Here is an 18,605-nt window from a genome sequence, read left to right as displayed (position 1 = left end):
CTTTTTTCAGTTTGTGTCACTTAATAAATAACAAGGAGAGAACATTTACTGGATCGTAAGCTCTCAATAGTTGATATCCCACCCCTGCTATACCACAAAAAAGGCTCACAGGAACGTTCGCAGGATCAGACTTTAGTGTGGTAACATCTCCTAATAATAACTGAATATCATCCAAACGATTGTCTGCACTTCCATAGTTTCCATGACACAAGCAATCATCTAACCGCTCTTTATTTTCTACACTTCTGGACATTTTATCTGGAAAATCTAGGCCCAACTCTTGGCAAACCTCATTAATTCCTACGCTCCCTCGACACCAAGAATCATTTTGGATTTCGTCACTTTCAAGCATTGCTTCAAATCGTTCCTGATACCAGCCAAGTTTTTCTTCAACCCACGTTTCTTGAAGGATGTGATGTGCTTTAACTAGGCCATAACAAACACCTGCATATCCATGAGCAAAGCTGTTATCTGCCATTTCATGACAGCTTAATACTTGTGTGTAGTCCCAAAGCCGCTCATAGGCCTCTTCACTTTGAAACTCCTGATAAACTGCTGCTAAAATAGCTAGTAAGCTAGCTTTACCATACAGCCATTCATTTGATTGTTTTTCTGTTTGTATGTCCTCTGTTTTTAAAGCTTTTAAACTCTTTTCCAGATAGGTCCGATGTTTTGAATCATCAAGTAACTTTGTCACATAAAAAGCTACTGTTAAACGCATTCCTTCGTCAAAAAAAGCACTCTCATAGCTATTTTTATCCACCGATGTTTGAAAAATCTCTTTTTCCAATAATTCGATTACTTTTTGGTAGCTACTCTTTGGAGCAAAATGATTCAGGTAGATGAAAAATAGATAGATTCCTGCGCTTCCTTCGTAAAGATTCGTACTAGGGTATACAATCCCTATCTCTTTATCAGATTCAGGCAAAACCGACATCCAGTCAATTTCACCATTTGTTTGATCTAATACCAGTTGGTCAATGATCGTATCCCCAATATCTGCGGCTTTTTGTAGGAATGGCTGTTTGATTGAGTGATTTCTCTTGGATATTGTTATTGGTTGTTCCTGATATTCTAAAGTCCCTAAGCTTTCCTTTAGTAATAGATAGGAAAAATTACTTGTTTTCTCTGTTATCTGTTCCATGTGTTCAATAGTATCTTGTAGCGGTGTCTTTCTTAATAATTTAGGCAACTCTTGATTGTTAGTATAGACATTCGTTAAAGAGGTATTGGCCGTAAATAAAGGAACATCATGATCCAACATCGCTTGAACTTCAAAAGGAATCAAGGCTTCCGGAATGATTTTACTCGCCCATAAATTCTCAATAATCTTTTCTCGTTCAATATAGTTTGACATACTCTCAGTATGCAATGTAAAATTCAATAAATCTCCATAATTTTGTGTATCTCTGTAAATCAATCGAATCGTCTGATTTGCAAATAACGCTTTGACTTTTGCAATAAAGGCTGCCTTATTTTTTAATAATAGGCGATTGGTTGCTTGAAACGCAGTTTGGATCACATCACGATAATGTTTATAATCAACTTCTTTTCCTGCTAAACAAGGAATATTTTGAGCCCCATCCATGTATCCTTCTTCTAGTTGAAATGCGATATCACTGGAACGAGTATTTCGCAGTCTTCTAACTTTTTCAGGTAATTTTTGCTTTGTCCCAGATAATGCATCCATTTCTAGTACACGTTTCCATTGTTTTTTTTGCGGCAATAATCCTGAAACGATCACAGAGTGTTTTTCTATTCTAGTTTGTCGTGATAATTTTTGTGTTTGTTTAAACATTTCAGGACGAATTAGTGTTTCTACATCGATCAAGACAGGATACGATCCGCTGGCAATCAAATTTTCCATATGTAAGTCAGTTGCGCCTAACCAATAGACAACAGCTAACAGTTGTCCGTACCTTTGATAAAAGTCCACCACATCCCTTTCATTTTGACATTCTTGATAAGCAATTTTTTCTTCAATCGTAAAGTTTGATGCGATAATTCGTTTGATTTTATAGAACGATAACGTTTTATCTAAGTCTTCTAGATACTTTAGTAGATCATTGAACCCTTCGCCTATTTTCAAATTTTTAAATTTGAAAATCAGCGACTGCTCCTGCACTTGAAACTGGATTACTGATTTCCCACGATCATGACTATCTCCTTGCCCTAGCTTTATTTGAGTAAGTATTAGCGGAGTCGAAATAGCAAAGGTTTCCGCCAATTGTTCTGTTGAATCATTTAGCGAAGCAAAGAATTCTTCAATCATTTCACAAGCAAAGGTCAATCTAACTGCAAGAATTCTAGCAAGAGTTGGATATTCACCATAAAAAAGATAGGTTCTTTGTTTATCACCAAGGAATTCTTCGATATATTTAGTAAATTCTTCCTCTTTTGTTGCCGCTTGTAATTGATATTCTTCAATCATTTGATGAATATCCCAAACCAATGTTTTTTGTGCAAGGAAAAAAAGTTCTTTTGACAATTGATCAATGAGTTCTTTGATTACTCTTTCTGATAACTGAATCAAAGAAAATTTATCTCTCAGATATCTAATATGTTCTTCATAATAATGTAGATGAAAACGTAATGCTGCGGATAAACTCATTTCTTTTATCGTAATCTCAGACTTAAATAGCTGTCTATGTAATTGAAACCAGTCACTTTTTTCGACAGTCGGAAGTAATGACTGTGCCCGCTTTTCAGTGAAAGGGAGCAATCCAACACTATACGTTTGTTCATCTAAGTGATAGCTTTTAAGCATTTTATCATAGTCAGCTAGTTTCATTAAACTTTTACGCGCTTGCCATTGCGCTAAGTATTCTTGTCCATCGTCTCCTAAATCCAACGCTTTCCAACTTTGGATTCTTTCGGACATTGTTGTAGCATAACTATATGTCAACTCCTCAATCATCATTACCTCTCCTTTATTTTCTCTGTTCTTCTTTATAATAATAAATAAATAGCCAAAATACTATGGTTATTTTGTGACTATCTGTCCGAACCTTCTAACACTACTCACTAAAAACAAATTCCCACGCCTACCGAAAGCGTTATCAAAAAATAGTGAAAAGCTTATCTAATTTACCAAAACTATACATAACATGTCTGCTTCCCTCTATTACGATCAACCTTGAAAATTATTCAACAAAAATAACAAAAGATTGTGAATTTTTAGTTATTTCAGCCTTTTGATAGAAATAAACAGCTATTTTGTAAGCATTTGTTTTGTGAATTTTTTACTTTTCGTATATTATAGTTATTAAGAGGTATGTACCAATATTTTTGAAAGGATATGAAAAAATATGTTAAAATTATATACCACCAATAGTTGTACGTCATGTAGAAAAGCACGTAGATGGCTAATTGACCATGATATTCCATTTGAGGAAAAGAATTTTGGCACTACTCCTATTACATTAGACGAACTAAAAAATATATTGATCCTTACCGAAGAAGGCACGGAAGATATTATCTCCATCCGATCCAAGGTCTTCCAAAAACTAGATACAGATATTAATGAGCTTCCTTTACATGTATTACTAGAGTTGGTAAAAGATAATCCTGGACTATTACGTCGTCCAATCATGATCGATGAAAAAAGATTACAAATCGGCTTTAATGAAGATGAAATTCGCTGTTTCTTACCTAGAGCTGTTCGCAAAAGAGAATTATCACAAACTTTACTTTTAAGCGGCTTATGACTGTTACTACCTCGAAGTAAAAAATCAAAAAAACTCATTCTGTTTCTAGCTAGAACATGTGGAATAAATACCTTTGCACGTTTGCAGCGTATTTATTCTTCACTGGTGTTCAGTTAAAAGAGAATGAGTTTTTTAGCTTAGATTATTTTACGAACATCGCATCGCCAAAGCTAAAGAAGCGATAGCGTTCATCGATTGCATGCTGGTAAGCCGTAAGGGTCAGATCTTTGCCGGCAAAAGCACTAACAAGCATCACTAAGGTCGACTTCGGTAAATGAAAGTTAGTCGAAAAGGCTTGAACAATTTTAAATTCATAGCCGGGTGTGATAAAAATATCTGTCCAACCACTATCAGCTTTGATTTGTCCGTCAAATTTTGTTCCAATTGTTTCTAATGTTCGAATCGATGTTGTCCCAACCGCAACAATTCTACCGCCCATTTTACGAACTTCATTCAGTTGTTCTGCTGCTGCTTCAGTTAGACGATAAAATTCACTATGCATTTCATGTTCTGCAATATTTTCCACACTTACAGGGCGGAATGTGCCTAATCCCACGTGTAAGGTCAAATAAACGAGCTTCACGCCTTTTGATTGGATTTTAGCAAGTAATTCCTGCGTAAAGTGTAAACCCGCTGTAGGAGCTGCTGCAGAGCCATTTTCTTTAGCATACACCGTTTGATATCGTTCAGGATCTTCTAACCGTTCTTTGATATACGGAGGCAAGGGCATTTCTCCCAGTGACTCCAAGATTTCTAAGAAAATTCCTTCATAATTAAACGTGACGATCCGACCGCCATGTTCTAATTCTTCAACGACAGTTGCTGTTAAACGACCATCACCAAAACTGATTTTGGTCCCAACTTTTGCTCGTTTGGCTGGTTTGATCAATGTTTCCCACGTATCCCCTACAGTGTTAGTCAAAAGAAGGACTTCTAAATGACCACCCGTTTCTGGTTTTTCACCGTACAATCGAGCTGGAAGTACTCTTGTATCATTCATGACTAGTGCATCTCCAGCCTTTAATTCATCAATGATGTCATGAAAATGTTTATCTTCAATTTCTTTTGTCTCATGATTTAAGACTAAAAGACGTGAACTCGTTCGATCTTTTAAAGGGGTTTGCGCAATCAGTTCTTCAGGTAAATCAAAATCAAAATCTTCTGTACTTAACATAGTTGTCACTCTTTCTCCTTGATTTGTCTTGGTCATTCTACCATTTTTTATAGTATCTGGCTATGAAGAAAGCATTTCTCAAAAAGACAAATTACTTGAAACTGTCTTTTTCAAACGTTACACTTACTAAAAGTAAGTTTTTTAAAAAAAGGAGGAACCGCTATGTTTGCACCTATCCATCACATTTCACTATTAACTAGATTTGCTGAGAGAAATCATTTTTTTTACACAACTATTCTTGGTTTACGTTTTGTAAAGAAAACAGTCAACCAAGAGAATCATAAAATGCTTCACTATTATTATGGTGATTATGCTGGAACGCCTGGATCAGTTATTACGTTTTTTATAGTTCCTGCACTTGGACGACGTTATGATAACGATTCTTTTTTAAGCACGATTGGTTTAAAAATCCCTAAAGGCAGCCTAGATTTTTGGGCCCAACGTTTAGCTGATGCACAAATCAAATTCGTTAAAGAAGATAACCTACTCCATTTTACAGATGAGGATCACGTAGATTTACGCTTGATTGAAGTGGAACAAGGTCCATTAGAACAGAATTTGCAGGTTAAAAATGCTATTCCAGGAGATAAGCAAATTCTTGGTCTCTCTTCTACTGAATTTCATAGTGCTGAACTTGACAAAACAGCAGACTTTTTCTATCGATTGTTAGGATGGAAAAATAATCAAGGACGTATCCAGCTAAATGAAACAGATTTTATTCAGCTCTTACCAACAGAAACAACTGAGAAAACACGGATGGGACGAGGAAGTATGGATCATATTGCTTTTTCAGTCAATGATGAACAAGCGCTAGATAAACTTCATAACAAAGCGCAAAACCAAGGCTGGAATATTGAAAAATCAGTACACCGCGGCTATTTTAAAAGCCTCTACATCAAAGAACCTGGTGGTATGCGTGTTGAGTTTGCTACTCTAAGTCCTGGTTTTACGATCGATGAGCCCTTAAATTCATTGGGAGAACACCTTGCTTTGCCGCCTTTTTTAGAAGAAAAACGATTAGAAATCGAAACAACTATTTATAAAGAACAATAGAGCTTTTTTATACTCAAAAATACAAGCAGGTGTGTAAGATAATAATAGACTGGTTTAGCTAGAATAGACCATTCTTATTATTTCTTTCCTCCTGCTTGTATCCTTTAAAGTATCAAAAACTACATTTTGCTGCACAGAACATTACCACTTCAACGATTCTACCAGCACTTGTACGTCTTTGATCCTTTTCATTTCGTAAAGCCCACATTGTTAGCTCGTGACCGATTGTCGGCTTCAATCTGTGTCACAAGCCCACAACACAACGCTTTACTTTTTCTGGATAGAAACAAAATAAAAAAATGGTGCTGGTAAACTCTACCAACACCATTGCATGTTCAACAAATAGGCATCACATGATCCATCTCAAAATCCATAAAGAAAGTTCTAGATATTTCTTCGAAAATTGAGTAAAATGGAATATGTCGATGTTACGCATTGACAAGGGCAACTTGATTGGTCAGCGTTCTCTGACTTTTCAGGGCTTCATGAATCAGCGCCAACTGATTTTTGAAGTGCCTTTTTATTATATTCGTTTCTATCCTATTACTCATTTTAAAGAAAAACAATTTCATAGTCAACAAAGTGTCAAAAATTTTTTTATTTATCTGGTTTTATTATTAAAATAAAGCTAATTTTCTTCACTTTTTGCTCGCTTACATAAAATGTTTGAACCAGAACTAATTAAAAAAAGCCTAAAATAAAATGAATAAACCATTTTTATTCTCGGCTTTTTTTCGTTTACATATTCGGTATATCTGCGCACTCTTCGTAAGACCAAACAAAATCTTGATCCGTTTCCACCTGCATTTGATCTTCTATTTTATTGGGGGGCAATAATTTTTGTAAACTGATTTTTCCTTCTTCAATAAGAAAATGCCAATTCTTTCTATCTTTTGTTTGAATAATATCAGTAAAATCAATCATATTTTTTTCCAACCATTTTTTGCTATTCGTTTCATAATTTGTTTCATCATGGAAGAGTTCCTGTTTTAACAAAACATACTTTGCTGAAAAATCCAGCCCAGCAGCCATTCGATAAAGTTGATCCGCTTTTCCAAAGCACATCTGTTCACTATAGATATCTCCAAGTAAAACAAATGCATTAAAACACTCATTTAATTGAATCCCACCATTTTTAATACTTGTTTCAATAGTTAGCTTAAAAAAATAGACTGCTTGTTGGTGATCATTTTCTTTCAAAGCTAGCTGTCCTTGTTTAAACCATTTTCTTATTTTCCTTTTATTAAACATCTTTTCTCCTTAAAAACTTTTTTCCTAGGAAGTACGTTAAAACAAATTCTCCGTTGTTTCTTAACCACTTGTTCAGATTTAAGGAGAGCAAAACAAAACGTATTGCGTTTTGTCTAGCTCTCCTTAATTCACTAATTGTGGCACCCATCTTTCATAACGTTAAGCGACTAAAATTGTTACGTTTATTCAACTTTTTCTAAGATTTTAACATCTCCTGTTTTCGATTTCACATTAACTTTATATTTTCCGTTGTTTGCTACATCTGAAAAATCATTTCTCAATTCGCCAGTCCCTGTACTTGCTGTAATCTTGACTGACTGGCTAGGATCTTGCAGCCATTTGATAAATCCGGATTGACTAGAGACCTGCGCATTTACTTTACTTTCTTGGACAGCAATCGTTTGGCCGGAGCCATTTTTTAAATCTAATGTGCCTTGATTTTCCTCTGAAACGATTTTTCCGCTTTCATTAGACATCAAAAGATCCCCTTTTGTTCGTTTAACGATAACTTGACCATCTGTTGCAGTTGCTGTCAGTTTTTTTGTTTCCGAATCTTCTAGGATCATTCTACCTGAATGATTATTCAACACAACATTATCTGAGCGTAAAAATTTCAGGATGGAGAGTCCTTTATCGCCGTTGATTGTTAGATCACCCAGCATACCCGTAATGACTGTTTTACCAGACACACTTTTAACCTTTAAATTCATTGCGGATTCTTCTATGATCACATCACCGTACTCGCTACTGACATTGCCATCATCTGCAATAATATTTTTAGCGTAAACATCTCCAGAGAGTAAATCTAAGTCAAAATTCTTTGTTTGAATATCTAACAGGCGCAGATCTCCACGGCTTAATCCCAAATGAAAATCATCCAAGATTGTGCCTTTTGGAATAAAGAAAATCACTTCTGATCGTCCAGTGCGGGTAAAGGTATCAAAGATACTTTCTTCATCTAAAGTCAAATTCACTTTATTATCATATGAACCCGTTTCAATTTTTTTGATATCGCTTTCTTTAAAGCGACCTTTGACCATCAAACTAGGTTTTTCTGTACTAGATACTTCTACTGTTGTAATTTCGACATCCGCATCTGAATCAAAACTAAACGCAGCATGATTGCTTGATGTTAAACTGATTTCTTTATAGTATTGTCTCCCTGTATACATCAATCGGTTCGTCATTGAACAAAATAACAGCAAGCCCATTCCAAAGGCTAAAAAGCCAATCGACAAACCATTGATCCATGATCGTTTTTCACTTTGCCAGCCTTTTATTACTTGCAAAATGATTGCTATCAACAGTAAACAGAAAATCGTTGGAATCCCCGCAAGATTCTGCTCTTCTATCAACTCTTTGATTGTGTACGTCAAGAAAAAAGCCAACAAGGCTAAAAGTAACAGAAGAAATAATGGTTTCAATACTTTAAAGACTGTTTCCATAAATTTCTGTATTCTTTTTTTCTGCGTTTGAATGAAAACATCTTGAATTTCTTCTCTTGGAACAACTGACGTTTTAGCATTGATTGCAGCATCTAAACTTAAATCTGCGTAGTAATCCGCTGCAATCTCTTCGGGTGGGGCAAGGCCTGCAACAACTTCTGCTTCAGTCTGACCTTCTTCTAAACAAATCGCTAACTGTTCCAATAGATCTTCTTTTAATTCGTTAAACTCTTCTATATCTTCTTCAGCAAAAGCTGCTTGTAGCTGATTTAAATATTCTTTCATTGTTTTCACTAATCGGCCCCCCTCAGTTTAGTGACTTGCTCAACGAACTCATCCCAATCATGTTCTAAAAGTTCTAAATACTCATTTCCTTTATCTGTCATTTGATAATATTTTCTAGAAGGACCATCAGGCGATTCTTTGGTATAAATGACACAGTATGATTCTTTGACTAATCGACGCAAAACTGGGTAAAGCGCCCCTTCAGTGATTGGTATAAATTGATTTACTCGTTGTGTTAATTCGTATCCGTATCGATCTTCTTTTTGAATAAAATGAAGTACACACATTTCTAAAGCACCTTTTTTAAATTGGCTGGAAGCCCTCATCGCTCAATCCCCTTATCACAGTTTTGATTGACAAATTACCCGCTGTTCGATAATGTCCACTGAAATAACAAAAGAGCAAACATGACTAAAATCCACTTTAGACCAAAGGGCTTTGAGCTTTGGTACAAGGCGTTGTTTCGTTCTTTGTCAGTGGTTATTGCGGTTGTAATTCTTTTTCTCTTGAATGATACCTTGACGTTCTGCCGGTGTCAAATTAGGATCGCTCAGTTGATTGCCCCACTCTCTATTTCTTTGCCCTCTCTCTTGCCCATTTGCAGAGGCACCTGACACAGCATCAGCTGTTTCTCCATCTCCTTGCGCTTGAGGTGCTTGTTGTTCTTCTTGGATCACCGCTTGTTTTGCCGCTTCTTCTGCTTGTGCAGCCTCTTGGGCTGCGGCTTGATTGGCCGCTTGTTCTTCTTCTGCTTTTTTAGCTGCAGCTTTTTTATCCTCCTCTTCTTTTTGTTTTTTGATTTTGTTGGCTTCTTGTTCTTTGAGCTTTTTCTTGATCGAATTTTCAACATGTGCGATTTTTTTTGAAACCACTTCTGCTAATTGTTCTCGTTTTAAAGCAAAGCGCTCTCTGACGACTTCATCTTTAGAAAAAGCAGCATCTGCGGTATTTATTGTCTGGGTCATCCCGATACCGATCATTAAAAGAGCTATGCAAAATACTATCATTTTTTTCATTCTAAGTTCTCCTTAATCAACATATTTCTATACTATAGTTATCCTTGGAAAGCATCTAGTAATTCGCTAAATCGTTTCTCTTCCTCTAATATGAGCCAATATTTTTTTTCTTTCTTATCTGGCTCTAATTCCAATCGAATCGTTTTCGGTTCTTTTGCGGCTTTTAATTCCTTAAACGTTTTTTTAAGTGCTTCGAATTGGATTTGATTAAGGTCTCCGTCTTTTAATGCATCTAGTTCTTTTAAAATCCCGTTTAATTGCTTTTCATCGGAAATTTTGTCAATATCATCTAATTTTTCAAGCTGATCATAGCCTTTATTTTTTAACCATTGCACCAATTCTTCGTCTGTTTTTTGGTCAATCGTCTGATCAAAGTTTGTCTGATCCAAGCCTGTGACCGTTACTTGCGCTTCTTTTTTTTCTGACTTGCTCTCTTTTATGTTTACTGAAAAGCTTGTTTCTTTGTCCAATTGCTCTTGGTAAATGCTCACCAATTCTTTGGCTTGTTCTTTTGATAGATCGAATAGCTCAGAAAAATCCTCGACCATATCTGTTTGACTTGGTGCATCTAATTTATAAAAATATTTTTCAGCATCATCTTTATCTTTCCTATAAATCACATTATTAATAAATGTTGTAGCGACATCTTTTGGATCAGCAGTCTTACTAGTGCATCCAGTAAAAACAACAACGATCAAAATTAGCATACTAATTATTCTCTTTTTTTTCATACGTCTACTTGGCTCCTTTATGACAATAACTGTTGATTTTTTTGTGCATCTCTTCTATTTTTGACTATATACTTGAAAATGGTATAAAACTTAACTCTGATTGACTGAACATCCCCTACTCCATAAGTCGGATCAGAATAAATCAAGCCTAGCCAACGATAATGATTTTTACGTGAAAATTTTTGAATCTTGAAGGTCATTTCAACATTTCCCGCTACATTAATAATACTCGAGCGTATCATTTTGACATGTTTGATTTTTTGGAAAGAGAGGTAGCCTTCGTCTTGATTGAGTAAGGCGCTTAAAAACGGCTCATTTTGATCAACGCTGATCGTTACACTTTTTTCACCTAAATAATTGATTCGAACTGGGATCACTTGATCGCCCTTGACTATTTCCCCTTCGTAATCGACAGGAATATTCATCGGCATGCGTGGCCGCTCATATGCTACACTAACTGCGACGCTCAAACTAAAAATATTATAAAACAGCCAGTAAATATTGATGGAAAGAACATCCCACCATTGTAAGTGGTTGAAATCCAAGTGCAGGATATAATAAATCAAGGCAAAATAGTTTGCACCTAATAATAAAATCTGTACTTTACAATTACGCCAATCAAAATATCCTTTTTCCCCTTGAATCCCCTTGACTGTTACGTGAAATTTCTTATTCTTTTTAGGGCTAAATAACGTTTCTTTCCAAACGGCCCAAGAAACTTGAGGAGCTGTCACTAGCTCGTAAATATTGCTTATGAAGGAATTGTATTTCTTTCTAGCAACAGATTTATACATCAAACTTCCAGATAAAAAAGCTGGCAGCCAAAAAATCACCAGCTGAGCTAATGTGGTTTTTAGGCTAGAAATGTTAAAAACTAAATAAAGAAAGGGGGAAAGTAAAAAAATCAATTTATAGAGCCCTGCATACCAAAACATCACGCCATCAAGATAAAACCACTTTTGCATAAATGATAGTTTTTTCAATGTATTCAATCTATATTTTTTGATAACTTGTACATTGCCACGTCCCCAACGATCTCGTTGTTTCACATAATCGGCTAACGTTTCTGGGGATAGTCCTGAGGCAAGGGCTTCATTAACAAATACACCCTCCCATCCATTGTTTTGTAGCAGCAATCCTGTAGCCATATCTTCTGTGATGACACCTGTTGTAAAACCTCCGATAGAATCTAGCGCAGCTCTTCTAAATAAAGCATTGCTGCCTACATAAAGTACCGCATTGAATCGATCTTTCCCTTCTTCTAAACTGCGCATAAAAAAGTCTTGTTCATTATTGATTTCACCATCTAAATATAAATTATGCTGAAAAATATCTGAATTAAAAAAAGTCTGCGGCGTTTGAATAAAACCAACTAGCTCTTTTGAAAAATGTCCTAATGTCCGCTGTAAAAACTCGCGTTTAGGCACCATATCAGCATCTTGAGTCACGATGATTTCCCCACTTGTTTTTGTCAGCGCATAATTCAAATTCCCCGCTTTTGCATGTTCGTGAGTCGGACGAGCGATAAATTCAACACAATGTTTTTCTGCTAATTTTTTCACCATTGCTCGGTCCCCATCATCGCAAAAATAAATTTTCAATAATTCTTTAGGATAATCGATCGATAGACACCCAACCACCGTTCTTTCTAAAATTTCAATGTTTTCGTTATATGTAGCGATCAAAATATCAACTGTTGGCAATTCTTTTAATTCAGCTAATGATTTTTCAGCTCGCTTATAAGGTTTCCAAAATAAGATGACTAACGTAAAGGCTTGAATAAATCCCATAAATTCAGCCAAATATAATAAACTCCCAGCAATTATCTCAACTATACTTCCATTTGGGATCGTATAAAACAAACGCCAAACTAAATAAATAAATTGAATAATAACAAATCCTGATAAAACAAATTTTCTATAGTGTTCATTTTTCTTAGATACAAAATAAAACAAGAATAAATAACTTAAACTAAATACCATGTATCCTAATCCAACCTTCTCCATTACCTTCTCCTTTTCACTCCCTATTATTCATAAAATAGTAGTAGCTAGTCATCAATATACTAAGGTTTCCAGCTATTGTCAATAGAATAATAGCTGGATTTGAAAATCTTATTACACTTTCCCGCATAATTATCGTTAAAAATCCTCATTTTCTACCTACATTTGTTATTTTTTAATCCTAAAATGGCGAAAAAAACATCTGATTTGTCCAAATCGTTGTTTTGTAGCATACTAGTAGTAGATACATTTGTCAGGAAACACTGAAACTAGTTAAGAAACAAGACCAAGAAAAAAGAATTTGGGGTGAGAAAGTTGATCGAATTTCAACATGTTTCAAAAATTTACAAAGGTGGAAAAATCGCTGTAGATGACATCAATTTGTCTTTTGATAAAGGTGAATTTATCTGCTTTATCGGAACTAGTGGTAGCGGAAAAACAACTTCTATGCGGATGATCAATCGGATGACCGATCCATCAAAAGGAAAAATCATGATCAATGGAGAAGATATCCAAACGATCAATCCAGTGGAGTTACGTCGAAAAATCGGCTATGTTATTCAAAATATCGGTTTAATGCCACACATGACGATCCGAGAAAACATCGTACTTGTACCTAAGTTATTAAAAGTCGACTTAGAAGAACGGAATAAAATTGCAGAAAAAATGATCGATCTAGTTGAACTACCTAGAGAAATGCTTGATCGTTATCCAAATGAACTCTCTGGTGGGCAACAACAAAGAATCGGTGTTGTAAGAGCTCTTGCAGCCAACCAGGATATCATTTTAATGGATGAACCTTTTGGTGCTTTAGATCCGATCACAAGAGATTCTCTACAAGATTTAGTGAAAGACTTACAAGAACGTTTAGGAAAAACTATTGTTTTTGTTACTCATGACATGGATGAAGCGTTAAAATTAGCAAATAGAATCGCCATCATGAGTGAAGGAAAAGTTATTCAGTTTGATACACCTGATAATATTTTACGCCATCCAGTCAACGAATTTGTTGAAGAGTTGATTGGCGAAGACCGCTTGATTCAAGCCAAACCAGATATTACCACTGTTGGTGAAGTGATGCTGAATAACGCGATCACGATCACACCAGAAAAATCATTGTCAGAAGCAATCAAACTCATGAGAGAAAAACGTGTTGATACACTCTTAGTGGTGGATGGCGCAGGCGTGTTAAAAGGCTTTATCGATGTTGAAACCCTTGACCGCCGTAGAAATATTGCGACTAGCGTTAGTGATATCATGAATCCAAAAGTATTCTTTGTAAAAAAATCGTCACTATTACGCGATACCTTACAACGAATCTTAAAACGTGGTTTAAAATATGTTCCAGTGGTAGATGATAAACAAAAAGTAGTTGGCATTTTAACTAGAGCCTCACTAGTAGATATCGTTTACGATGTTATCTGGGGTGAAGAAGACACAGAAAATGTGACGACTGCTTCAAGAGAAACAGAACCAACTGATGTCAAACAGCCTCAAACGGAGGTGTAAAAAAATGAATCAGTTTTTATTAGAACGAGGAAATGAGCTTGTCACTAAAATCGGTGAACATATTTTTATTTCCGGGATAGCTCTTCTCTTGGGTATTTTATTTGCAGTACCTATTGGAATTTTATTGACACGAACTAAGAGAACAGCGGCCATTGTTATCGGCTTAACCAGTGCTTTACAAACTGTCCCTTCTTTAGCTTTACTTGCATTGATGATCCCAATTTTTGGTGTTGGAAAAATTCCAGCTATCATTGCTTTGTTTATTTACTCTTTATTACCTATTTTAAGAAATACGTATATTGGAATCAAAGAAGTCAGCTCTGATTATAAAGATGCTGCCAAAGGAATGGGCATGACCAATGTCCAATCGATCTTTATGGTCGAATTACCAATAGCGATGCCGACGATCATGGCAGGGATTCGCCTAGCTGCCGTTTATGTGATTGCATGGGCCACATTAGCTTCTTATATCGGTGCTGGTGGTCTTGGAGACTTCATTTTCAGCGGATTAAATAATTATCAACCCGATTTGATTTTTGCCGGAACGATTCCTGTTACTATTTTGGCTTTGGCCGCAGATCTATTACTAGGGCTATTAGAGAAAAAATTAACGCCTAAAGCATTAAGGGAGGCGGAATAATCATGAAACGAAAATTAAAATTATTGTTCATCACTTTTTGTAGTGCTTTACTATTATCGGGCTGCTCCTTACCTGGACTTGCTTCTAACGCCGATGACTCTACGATTTCTATTACTGGCGGAATCACATCAGAAGCACAGATATTAGCAAGCCTAGTCGCTGGTATGATCGAGCATTACACGGATGAAAAAACCACGATCATCAATAATTTAGCAACGACTACAATCAATCACCAAGCAATGATGAATGGTGACGCACAAATTTCAGCTGCCCGGTACACAGGGACTGATTTGACTACAACACTTAATCTAGAACCAATCAAAGAACCTAAAAAAGCTTTTGAGGTAGTCCAATCAGAGTTTCAAAAAAGATTCCAGCAAAAATGGTTTAATTCCTACGGATTTGCCAATACCTACGCTTTTATGGTTACACAAGAAACGGCCAAGAAATATAATTTAAAAACAATCAGTGATCTTAAAAAAGTTGGCGACCAGCTAACTGCTGGTGTTGATACATCTTGGATCGACCGTAAAGGGGACGGTTATAAAGGGTTTACTGAAACCTATGGCTTTGATTTTAAACGAGTGTTTCCAATGCAGATTGGTTTAGTTTACGACGCAGTGGCTGCGAATAAAATGGATGTTGTTTTAGGCTATTCAACAGATGGCCGAATCGGCAGTTATGATTTGGTTATTTTAGAAGATGATCTCCATTTCTTCCCGCCTTATGATGCCTGTGCAGTCGCAACAGATGAAATCTTGAAAAAACATCCTGAATTAAGTGATGTCCTTAGTAAATTATCAGGAAAAATTTCAACCGAAACGATGCAAAAGCTAAACTATCAAGCAGACAATGATCTAATGGAACCTGAAACCGTTGCGGATAATTTCTTAAAAGAACACCATTTCTTCGAGTCTGAAGGAGGTGGAAAATAATGCAGAATTTACAAGATATGAATTTACTGCAGCAGTTTTTCTATTACTTTGAGCAAAATGGCAGTTATGTTTTGAGTCAATTCGTTCGGCATTTCTTAATTTCTATCTACGGTGTATTATTTGCCGCTATCGTTGGTATACCTATCGGGATTTTCATTGCCCGTAGAAGAAAAATGGCTGGTTGGGTCGTCAGTATTGCAAACTTGATTCAGACGGTTCCTTCTCTCGCGATGCTTTCAATCTTGATGTTAGGTCTTGGTCTGGGTGTCAACACAGTTATCGTCACGGTCTTTCTCTATTCGCTTTTACCGATCATCAAAAATACCTATACTGGGATGATCCAAGTCGACCGAAATATATTAGATGTGGGCAAAGGAATGGGCATGACAAAATGGCAAAGGCTTTACATGGTAGAATTGCCGCTTTCTGTCTCTGTGATCATGGCAGGAATTAGAAATGCTCTTGTCGTAGCAATCGGGATCACCGCAATTGGTGCTTTTGTCGGTGCCGGTGGGTTAGGAGATATCATCATTCGCGGTACTAATGCAACTGATGGGACAGCGATCATTCTTGTTGGTGCCTTACCAACGGCCTTAATGGCGATCATTACAGACTGGGTGTTAGGCATGATCGAACGCCGCTTAGATCCAGCTAGTAAACATTCATAGAAAAGTGGAACAAAACGCTTATCTATTTTCTTCAAAGGCTGTTTTGTGCCGCTATATCTAGTAAAGCGGTATGAGCCTTTTTAGCTTTAACAAAAAAAGCAAGTAAGAATCTCTTCTGATTCTTACTTGCTTTTTTTATTTCTTCAAACGATAACTATATGTTGCAACGACAATATTCTCGCGCCAAGATAAGCGCAGGCGCAAACGTAAGCTCGTCTGATTATGCAAAATATTTTGCCAACGACGATTAGGGACGAATTGAGGAATCAGGACCGTCGTTGTATAATGCCGCTTAGCTGAATTTTTACTAACCAAATCGACATAACGAAGAATTGGATTTGTGATCGAACGATACGAAGAATGGACGACAGAAAAACGAATATCAGGAAATTGTTTTTTGAACTCCGTCTCGATTTCTTTTTCCTTTTCCACATTCTCATCAAGCGATACATGCATCGCAACGACATAATCACCGATTGAACGGGCATAATTTACCGCCCCCACATTGGCTTGCGTCACATTTCCAACTAACACAATCACTGTGTTGCCGAAAAATTCTTGTTGTTCCACAGTTTCCTCTAAGCGCAGCTGTTCGGCTACATTTTTGTAATGAGCATGAATACTATAAAAAATAAAAATCAGTACTGGCATAATAATAAAAAATGGCCAAATATCTCCCAAACGATACATGAATAAAATAACGATAATTCCATAAGAAATGAATGCTCCAATCATATTTGCAATTGATTTTGACAACCATTTTTTTGTCTCTTTACGCCATTTTACTACCATCCCAGTCTGAGATAAGGCAAACGGTATAAACACACCGATTGAATATAATGGAATCAATCGTTCTGTTGAGCCTTGAAAAATTAATAGCAAAACCACTGAACCTGCAGCTAAAGTCAAGATACCATTTGAATACCCCAAACGATCCCCACGATCCATATACATATGCGGCATAAATTTATCTTTCGCTAAATTAAAGGCCAACACTGGAAACGCTGAAAAGCCAGTATTAGCTGCAACAGCTAAAATCAAAGCTGTTGCAAACTGCAAGAGATAATAAAGAATATTTTGACCAAATACTGCTTTACCGATTTGAGCTAAGACAGTCACTTCCGTCTGTGGAACAATCCCATACCAATAGTTGATAAACGTGATTCCTACAAAGAAAAAGCCTAAAATCCCAGCCATCAAAGTTAACGTACCAGCCGCATTTTTTGCTCGCGGCTTTTTAAAAAAAGGAACAGCATTACTAATTGCTTCAACCCCAGTCAATGATGAGGAGCCAGAAGAGAAGGCCCTCAAAATCAACGCAATTGTAATCCCAGGAACCACCGCCCCCGGCACCGCTGTTGCATGAATCGGCACTACACCTGTGATAATTTTAAATAGCCCGGTAGCAATCAATAAAGTAATAATCGCAATAAAGCTATAGACCGGCAGCATCAAAAAGCCAGCTGATTCCCTTAAGCCTCGTAAATTCATCAACATGATCAATAAAACAATGATGATGGAAATCACAACTTGGTGCCCGTATAGAGCTGGTACTGCTGAAATGATCGCCTCAGCGCCTGCCGACACCGAAACTGCTACAGTCAACATGTAGTCGACCAATAAAGAACCGCCTGCTATTAGTCCAGCATTTTTCCCTAAATTTTCACTGCTGACGACATAAGCTCCGCCACCCTGAGGATATGCATGAATGATTTGCCGATAAGATAGTGTTAATGAAATAAGTAAAATAATGACAAAAGCGGCAATGGGCAGTGAATACCAGATAGCCGCAGCAGATAACGTAACTAACACGACAACGATTTGTTCAGTACCATAAGCAATAGAGGATAATGCATCTGATGACAATAAAGCCAATGCGGCAAAACGACTCAACTTATGTTCATCATTTTCAGTCGATTTTAACGGCTTACCGATAAATAATCGCTTTAAATAATCCACTTGATCAACCTCTCCTTTTCCTATTTTTTTCCGAAACAATCACATATGCTACGCTTCTAAAGTAAGATTGTCAATTATTTCCCTGCTAAATAATTGAAATGTTTAGGCTCTTCTTTCCATCGTTTAAACAAATTCTTAGAGCACTGTTTTTTTCATTTTAACAAGCTTATCTTTTCAAGGAAACGATTCTGCCTTTGCGCTGTCGTCACAAGAAAAAAGACATGAACAT

At 36.4% G+C, this 18,605-nt stretch carries 16 protein-coding genes; 7 read left to right on the top strand and 9 right to left on the bottom strand.

Going from position 1 to position 18,605, the window contains the following annotated elements:
* Positions 1–16: 16 nt before the first annotated feature.
* Entirely contained in the window at positions 17–2,917 is a 2,901-nt protein-coding gene (gene lanM, locus BCR24_RS02270) for a type 2 lanthipeptide synthetase LanM (protein WP_069638945.1), read from the bottom strand.
* Positions 2,918–3,308: 391 nt separating this feature from the next.
* Between lanM and spx the strand changes: the two genes are divergently transcribed.
* Positions 3,309–3,707 carry a transcriptional regulator Spx gene (spx, locus tag BCR24_RS02265; RefSeq protein WP_069638944.1) on the top strand — a complete coding sequence of 133 codons (399 nt, stop codon included), beginning with the start codon at positions 3,309–3,311 and terminating at the stop codon, positions 3,705–3,707.
* A gap of 142 nt (positions 3,708–3,849) precedes the next feature.
* Here the strand turns inward: spx and queA are convergent, their stop codons facing one another.
* A complete protein-coding gene (gene queA / locus BCR24_RS02260) occupies positions 3,850–4,881 on the bottom strand; it encodes a tRNA preQ1(34) S-adenosylmethionine ribosyltransferase-isomerase QueA (RefSeq protein ID WP_069638943.1) in 1,032 nt (343 codons plus the stop codon).
* Positions 4,882–5,043: 162 nt separating this feature from the next.
* On the opposite strand from queA, the gene BCR24_RS02255 reads away from it, so the two are divergent.
* Both BCR24_RS02255 and BCR24_RS02250 read left to right on the top strand, forming a co-directional pair.
* Positions 5,044–5,934, top strand: coding sequence for a VOC family protein (locus BCR24_RS02255; protein WP_069638942.1), 891 nt, complete (start codon positions 5,044–5,046; stop codon positions 5,932–5,934).
* A 425-nt stretch (positions 5,935–6,359) separates the two neighbouring features.
* Positions 6,360–6,560, top strand: coding sequence for a hypothetical protein (locus tag BCR24_RS02250; protein WP_069638941.1), 201 nt, complete (start codon positions 6,360–6,362; stop codon positions 6,558–6,560).
* A 112-nt stretch (positions 6,561–6,672) separates the two neighbouring features.
* On the opposite strand, the gene BCR24_RS02245 is transcribed toward BCR24_RS02250, so the two are convergent.
* The 6 genes from BCR24_RS02245 to BCR24_RS02220 form a co-directional block, all read right to left on the bottom strand.
* Positions 6,673–7,185: a hypothetical protein gene (locus BCR24_RS02245; RefSeq protein WP_069638940.1), complete on the bottom strand. Its 513-nt coding sequence runs from the start codon at positions 7,183–7,185 to the stop codon at positions 6,673–6,675.
* Positions 7,186–7,367: 182 nt separating this feature from the next.
* A complete protein-coding gene (locus BCR24_RS02240; RefSeq protein ID WP_239574196.1) occupies positions 7,368–8,915 on the bottom strand; it encodes a DUF4097 family beta strand repeat-containing protein in 1,548 nt (515 codons plus the stop codon).
* An 8-nt stretch (positions 8,916–8,923) separates the two neighbouring features.
* The gene (locus BCR24_RS02235) at positions 8,924–9,241 is read right to left on the bottom strand and encodes a PadR family transcriptional regulator (protein WP_069638938.1); all 318 of its coding nucleotides are present in this window, start codon (positions 9,239–9,241) and stop codon (positions 8,924–8,926) included.
* Between the two features lie 147 nt (positions 9,242–9,388).
* Positions 9,389–9,931: a hypothetical protein gene (locus tag BCR24_RS02230; RefSeq protein WP_069638937.1), complete on the bottom strand. Its 543-nt coding sequence runs from the start codon at positions 9,929–9,931 to the stop codon at positions 9,389–9,391.
* Between the two features lie 38 nt (positions 9,932–9,969).
* Positions 9,970–10,662, bottom strand: coding sequence for a hypothetical protein (locus BCR24_RS02225; RefSeq protein ID WP_069638936.1), 693 nt, complete (start codon positions 10,660–10,662; stop codon positions 9,970–9,972).
* Positions 10,663–10,679: 17 nt separating this feature from the next.
* The gene (locus BCR24_RS02220) at positions 10,680–12,668 is read right to left on the bottom strand and encodes a glycosyltransferase family 2 protein (RefSeq protein WP_069638935.1); all 1,989 of its coding nucleotides are present in this window, start codon (positions 12,666–12,668) and stop codon (positions 10,680–10,682) included.
* A gap of 312 nt (positions 12,669–12,980) precedes the next feature.
* On the opposite strand from BCR24_RS02220, the gene BCR24_RS02215 reads away from it, so the two are divergent.
* From BCR24_RS02215 to BCR24_RS02200, 4 genes are read left to right on the top strand one after another with little or no spacing between them, the layout of a single operon-like run.
* On the top strand, positions 12,981–14,174 hold the full coding sequence (locus BCR24_RS02215; protein ID WP_204638613.1) for a betaine/proline/choline family ABC transporter ATP-binding protein: 1,194 nt from the start codon (positions 12,981–12,983) through the stop codon (positions 14,172–14,174).
* 4 nt (positions 14,175–14,178) lie between these two features.
* Entirely contained in the window at positions 14,179–14,814 is a 636-nt protein-coding gene (locus BCR24_RS02210) for an ABC transporter permease (RefSeq protein WP_069638933.1), read from the top strand.
* Between the two features lie 2 nt (positions 14,815–14,816).
* A complete protein-coding gene (locus BCR24_RS02205; protein ID WP_069638932.1) occupies positions 14,817–15,749 on the top strand; it encodes an osmoprotectant ABC transporter substrate-binding protein in 933 nt (310 codons plus the stop codon).
* The gene (locus tag BCR24_RS02200; protein WP_069638931.1) at positions 15,749–16,417 is read left to right on the top strand and encodes an ABC transporter permease; all 669 of its coding nucleotides are present in this window, start codon (positions 15,749–15,751) and stop codon (positions 16,415–16,417) included. Before BCR24_RS02205 ends, BCR24_RS02200 begins: the two co-directional genes overlap by 1 nt.
* Before the next feature lie 135 nt (positions 16,418–16,552).
* Here the strand turns inward: BCR24_RS02200 and BCR24_RS02195 are convergent, their stop codons facing one another.
* On the bottom strand, positions 16,553–18,376 hold the full coding sequence (locus tag BCR24_RS02195; protein ID WP_069638930.1) for an APC family permease: 1,824 nt from the start codon (positions 18,374–18,376) through the stop codon (positions 16,553–16,555).
* Positions 18,377–18,605 lie beyond the last annotated feature (229 nt).

Origin of the sequence: Enterococcus ureilyticus, from assembly GCF_001730315.1 — a bacterium.
Lineage (GTDB): Bacteria > Bacillota > Bacilli > Lactobacillales > Enterococcaceae > Enterococcus_L > Enterococcus_L ureilyticus.
This window is presented reverse-complemented; position numbering and strand designations above follow the sequence as displayed.

Excerpts from the sequence above, each read along its gene's own strand:
- lanM (WP_069638945.1), bottom strand. The coding sequence starts at position 2,917 with ATGATTGAGGAGTTGACATATAGTTATGCTACAACAATGTCCGAAAGA.
- spx (WP_069638944.1), top strand. The coding sequence starts at position 3,309 with ATGTTAAAATTATATACCACCAATAGTTGTACGTCATGTAGAAAAGCA.
- queA (WP_069638943.1), bottom strand. The coding sequence starts at position 4,881 with ATGTTAAGTACAGAAGATTTTGATTTTGATTTACCTGAAGAACTGATT.
- BCR24_RS02255 (WP_069638942.1), top strand. The coding sequence starts at position 5,044 with ATGTTTGCACCTATCCATCACATTTCACTATTAACTAGATTTGCTGAG.
- BCR24_RS02250 (WP_069638941.1), top strand. The coding sequence starts at position 6,360 with ATGTTACGCATTGACAAGGGCAACTTGATTGGTCAGCGTTCTCTGACT.
- BCR24_RS02245 (WP_069638940.1), bottom strand. The coding sequence starts at position 7,185 with ATGTTTAATAAAAGGAAAATAAGAAAATGGTTTAAACAAGGACAGCTA.
- BCR24_RS02240 (WP_239574196.1), bottom strand. The coding sequence starts at position 8,915 with ATGAAAGAATATTTAAATCAGCTACAAGCAGCTTTTGCTGAAGAAGAT.
- BCR24_RS02235 (WP_069638938.1), bottom strand. The coding sequence starts at position 9,241 with ATGAGGGCTTCCAGCCAATTTAAAAAAGGTGCTTTAGAAATGTGTGTA.
- BCR24_RS02230 (WP_069638937.1), bottom strand. The coding sequence starts at position 9,931 with ATGAAAAAAATGATAGTATTTTGCATAGCTCTTTTAATGATCGGTATC.
- BCR24_RS02225 (WP_069638936.1), bottom strand. The coding sequence starts at position 10,662 with ATGAAAAAAAAGAGAATAATTAGTATGCTAATTTTGATCGTTGTTGTT.
- BCR24_RS02220 (WP_069638935.1), bottom strand. The coding sequence starts at position 12,668 with ATGGAGAAGGTTGGATTAGGATACATGGTATTTAGTTTAAGTTATTTA.
- BCR24_RS02210 (WP_069638933.1), top strand. The coding sequence starts at position 14,179 with ATGAATCAGTTTTTATTAGAACGAGGAAATGAGCTTGTCACTAAAATC.
- BCR24_RS02205 (WP_069638932.1), top strand. The coding sequence starts at position 14,817 with ATGAAACGAAAATTAAAATTATTGTTCATCACTTTTTGTAGTGCTTTA.
- BCR24_RS02200 (WP_069638931.1), top strand. The coding sequence starts at position 15,749 with ATGCAGAATTTACAAGATATGAATTTACTGCAGCAGTTTTTCTATTAC.